2 protein-coding genes and 1 pseudogene are annotated in these 4207 nt (G+C 70.0%); all 3 read right to left on the bottom strand.

The window, feature by feature from the left end:
• Nucleotides 1-558, bottom strand: a pseudogene (locus tag AB0O11_RS21315) (hypothetical protein); the annotation flags it as partial.
• A 686-nt stretch (nt 559-1244) separates the two neighbouring features.
• Nucleotides 1245-2960 carry an NAD(P)/FAD-dependent oxidoreductase gene (locus AB0O11_RS21310; protein ID WP_363389106.1) on the bottom strand — a complete coding sequence of 572 codons (1716 nt, stop codon included), beginning with the start codon at nt 2958-2960 and terminating at the stop codon, nt 1245-1247.
• 44 nt (nt 2961-3004) lie between these two features.
• Complete coding sequence (locus tag AB0O11_RS21305) at nt 3005-3898, bottom strand: class I SAM-dependent methyltransferase (RefSeq protein ID WP_224279083.1); 894 nt, start codon at nt 3896-3898, stop codon at nt 3005-3007.
• Nucleotides 3899-4207 lie beyond the last annotated feature (309 nt).

Here is a 4207-nt window from a genome sequence, read left to right as displayed (position 1 = left end):
GGTGGTGGTGAGGCGGCCGAAGTCCTGGGCGTGGGCGGTGCGGGTGGTGGTGTCGGTGGTGAGGGTGCCTTGGATGGGGGGCAGGGGGGTGATGCAGCCGGGGGGTGTGGGGGTGTTGGTGGTGGCCCAGGTGCGGGTGGTGGTGTTGAAGCCGATGACGGTGGCGGCGGCGCCGGTGAGCAGGGTGCGCCTGGACAGGGCGGGGTGGTTCATGCGGGGTGGTCTCCTGGTGGGTGGTGGTGTGGGCGGGTCGGTGGGTGTCGGCAGGTGGTGCGCGCGGTAGGTGATGCGGGGGCGGGGGGGCTGTTTTGGGTGGGTGGTTTCTGAAGTCTCTGTTGTGGCGGGCTGGTTCGTGGTGGGTGTTTCGCGTTCGGTGGTTTTCTGGGGCCCGGTTGTGTTGGTGCGGGGCCGGCTCTGCTGGCCCCAGTGGCCGTTCCGGTCCTGCCGGTCCTGCCGGTAGGGCCGGTCCTGCTGGTCCTGCCGGTAGGGCCGGTCCTGCTGGTCCTGCTGGTCCTGCCGGTAGGGCCGGTTCTCCTGCTTGTCGGTCCTACCGGCCATACCGGTTGTGCCGGCGTGGGGTCGGGTCCTTGTCTGGCGGCTGGACCGGCCCGTCGGTCCCGCCTGCCGGTCTTGCCGGTCCTGCCGGCTGTGTCGATCGCGCCGGCCGTACCGCTCCTGCCGGCTGTGTCGATCGCGCCGGCCGTACCGCTCCTGCCGGCTGTGTCGATCGCGTCGGCCGTACCGCTCCTGCCGGCCCGATCTGGCTGCCCCGTCAGCCCTGTCGGCCCCGCCTGCCGGTTGTGCCGGCTGTACTGGCCGCCGGTCCTGTCGGCTGTACCGGTCTTCCTGGCCGTGCCGGTCCTGCCGGTTCTACTGCCATACCGGTCTTGCCGGTTGTGTCGGTTGTGCTGGTGCGGGGCCGGTTCCTTGCCTGGCGGCTGTACCGGTTCTAACCGTCCGGCTGGCCATACCGGCCGTGCTGCTCCTGCCGGTCCCATCGCCCGTGCCCCATCGTCCGTGCCGGTTCCTGGGAGTCCTGGCGGCTGTACCGGCCGTGCTGGTCCTGGCGGCCCGTTTGCCGGGCGTGCTGGTCTTCCCGGTCCGTCTCGGTCCCTGGCGGCCGGGCGGTTCCTGCTGCTTCTGGCGGCTGGTCTGTCGGCTGTGCCGGCCCTGGGGTCCCCCTGCTGGCTGTGCTGCTTCTGCTGGCTGTGGCGGCGGGGTGGGGTGGGGTGGGGTGGGGGGTGTTAGGGGGTGGTGGTGTGGTTGGTGTGGGTGGCGGTTTGGTAGTTGGTGAGGTCGAAGGTGCGGGTTTGGTGGTGGAAGCGCCAGGTGTAGGTGGGCCAGATGGAGGGGTTGTTGCCTTGGGTGTCGGTGTACCAGCTGTGGCAGCCGCCGGTGTTCCAGACGGTGTTTTTGAGGCGGTTCTGGAGGGTGTGGTTGTAGGTTTTTTGGGCTTCGGGGTGGACGTCGAGGGTGGTGAGGTGGTGGGTGTGGAGGGTTTTGAGGGCGGCGAGGATGTAGGTGATCTGGGCTTCGATCATGACGGTTTGGGAGGAGTGGCCGAGGGTGGTGTTGGGGCCGAGGATCATGAAGAGGTTGGGGAAGCCGTGGATGGTGGTGCCGCGGTGGGCGGTCATGCCGTTGGTGTTCCAGGTGTCGGCGAGGGTGTGTCCGTTGCGGCCGTGGATGAGGCGGGCGATGGGGCGGTCGGTGGCGGTGAAGCCGGTGGCGAGGATGATGGTGTCGATGTCGCGTCGGGTGCCGTCGGCGGTGGTGATGTGGGTGGGGCCGATGTGGGTGATGGTGTCGGAGATGATGTTGACGTTGGGTTGCTGGATGGCGGGGTACCAGGTGTTGGAGAAGAGCAGGCGTTTGCAGCCGACGGTGTAGTCGGGGGTGAGGCGTTTGCGCAGGGTGGGGTCGGGGACGGATTTCTTGAGGTGGCCGGCGGCCATGTTCTTCATGCCGGTGGTGCGGGAGGGGCGGGACATGAAGAACGCGACGATTTCGCGGCCGTGTTTGTTGAAGGTGCGGCGGAAGCGCTGGTAGCCGGGGAGGTGGCGCAGCATCCAGGTGTGGCGGGGGGTGTTGGGTTTGTCGGGTTTGGCGGCGACCCAGGGGGGTGTGCGCTGGTAGAGGTCGAGGCGGGCGACGTGGGGCTGGATGGCGGGGACGAACTGGATGGCGGAGGCTCCGGTGCCGATGACGGCGACGTTGCGGCCGGTGAGGTCGTGGTCGTGGCGCCAGCGGGAGGAGTGGAAGACGGTGCCGGTGAAGGTGTCGAGGCCGGGCAGGTCGGGGATGGCGGGGTCGGAGAGGTAGCCGGTGCCGGTGACGAGGACCTGGGCGGTGTAGCGGCCGTGTTTGGTGTGGATGTCCCAGTGGTGGTGGGTGTCGTTCCAGGTGGCGTCGAGGAGTTCGTGGTCGTAGCGCAGGTGGGGGTCGACGCCGTAGCGGGTGGCGCAGTCCTTGAGGTAGGCGTGGACTTCGGCCTGGGTGGCGAAGGTGGATTTCCATTCGGGGTTGCGGGCGAAGGAGAAGGAGTAGAGGTGGGCCTGGACGTCGCAGGCGCAGCCGGGGTAGGTGTTGTCGCGCCAGGTGCCGCCGAGGTCGTGGGCGCGTTCGAAGACGAGGAAGTCGTTGATGCCGGCGCGCAGGAGGCCGATGGCGGTGCCGAGGCCGGAGATGCCGGCGCCGATGACGGCGACTTTGAGGTGGCGTACGGCGAGGTCGGCGGTGGGGTGGGTGGCGGGGCGGGGGTCGGTGCCCGCGGCGGTGCCCGCGGCGGTGCCCGCGGCGGTGCCCGCGGCGGTGCCTGCGGCGGTGGTGGCGGTGCCTGTGGCGGTCGTGGCGGCGGTGTTGGTGGTGGGGGTGGGGGCCACCCCCGCCGCCTGGGTGGTGGTGGGGGCCGCTGCGGCGGTGCCGGTGGTGGTGCGGTTGGGGGCGGGGGTGGTGGTCATGGCGTCGGTGTCCTCTTCTGGGGTGTCCTCGGTGGGCCTGGGGGTCAGGCGCGGCGGGTGAGGGTGACGCGGAAGTTGTTGAAGATGTGGTCTTCGAGGGTGTAGGCGAAGATGTCGAGGTAGCGCTCGAAGCGGGCGACGGTGGTTTCGTCGGTCATGGTGACGGCCTCGTCGCGGCGGGCGGCGAGGAGCTGGAGCCAGGCGCGGCAGGCGCGGGCGAAGGATTCGGGTTCGTTGCGGATCTCGGTGACCTCGAAGAGGCCGTCGAGGCCGGCGGCGAGTTCGGGCAGGCGCGGGATGTGGCAGCCTTCGAATTCCTCGCGCTGGAGGAACTTGAGGTCGTCCAGGAGCTGGCGGCGCAGCGGGGGGTTCTCGACGGTCATGGTGTGCAGGACGAAGCGGGCGCCGGGCTTGAGCAGGGAGTGGACCTGCTTGAAGAAGACGCGGTAGCGCTGGGTGCGCTCCTTGGGGGTGAGGGAGGAGAGCACGAAGTGTTCGAGGGCGTTGATGCAGAACGCGGCGTCGTAGGGGGCCTGGCCGTCGGCGAGGCGGTGGTCTTCCCAGCTTTCGACGCGGGCTTCGATGGCGGGGTTGGCGAGGGCGTCGACGAAGTCGGCCTGGGTGCGGGAGAGGGTGACGCCGACGGCCTTCTTGACGCCGTGGACGGTGGTGAGGCGGTTGAGCATGGTGCCCCAGCCGCAGCCGATGTCCAGGACGGAGTCGGTGTGGGCGGCGCGGGCGAGGTCGGTGAAGGCGTCGAGCTTGCGTTCCTGGGCCTCGTCGAGGACGGCGACGAGGTCCTCGCCGTCCTCCCAGTAGCCGCCGGAGTACATCATGGTGGGGCCCAGGATGAGCCGGTAGAGCTCGTTGGGGACCTCGTAGTGGTGGCGGATGGCCTCGACGTCGGGGTTGATGGAGCGGGCTTCGACGGTGGTCATGGGATGGGGCCCCTCGGTTGACGGTTGCGGAATAGGTGGTCGGGCGGGATGCGCAACGGCGGGCGGGCCGGGCTGTGGCGGCCGGCCCGGTGGTGCCGGGCGGGTCTGGCCGTCACGGCCTTCGGCGTGGCTGCCGTGCGACCGATCCGGTTGCCCGGTTGTCTGGTCGGGCGGTGTTCTTGTCCGGGTCCGGACCGGCGGGTGCCGGCCGTGCCGGGTGGCTGGTGCTGCCCGGTGTGTGCGGTGGTTCCTGTCGAACTGGGCTGATTCCCTGGCTGGTTGGTGCTGCCGGGGGTGGACGGCCGGGCC

Source organism: Kitasatospora sp. NPDC093102, assembly GCF_040683915.1.
Classification (GTDB): domain Bacteria; phylum Actinomycetota; class Actinomycetes; order Streptomycetales; family Streptomycetaceae; genus Kitasatospora.
The sequence above is the reverse complement of the archived record's forward strand: the minus strand, read 5'-3'. Positions and strand labels throughout refer to the sequence as shown.

Excerpts from the sequence above, each read along its gene's own strand:
- AB0O11_RS21310 (WP_363389106.1), bottom strand. The coding sequence starts at position 2,960 with ATGACCACCACCCCCGCCCCCAACCGCACCACCACCGGCACCGCCGCA.
- AB0O11_RS21305 (WP_224279083.1), bottom strand. The coding sequence starts at position 3,898 with ATGACCACCGTCGAAGCCCGCTCCATCAACCCCGACGTCGAGGCCATC.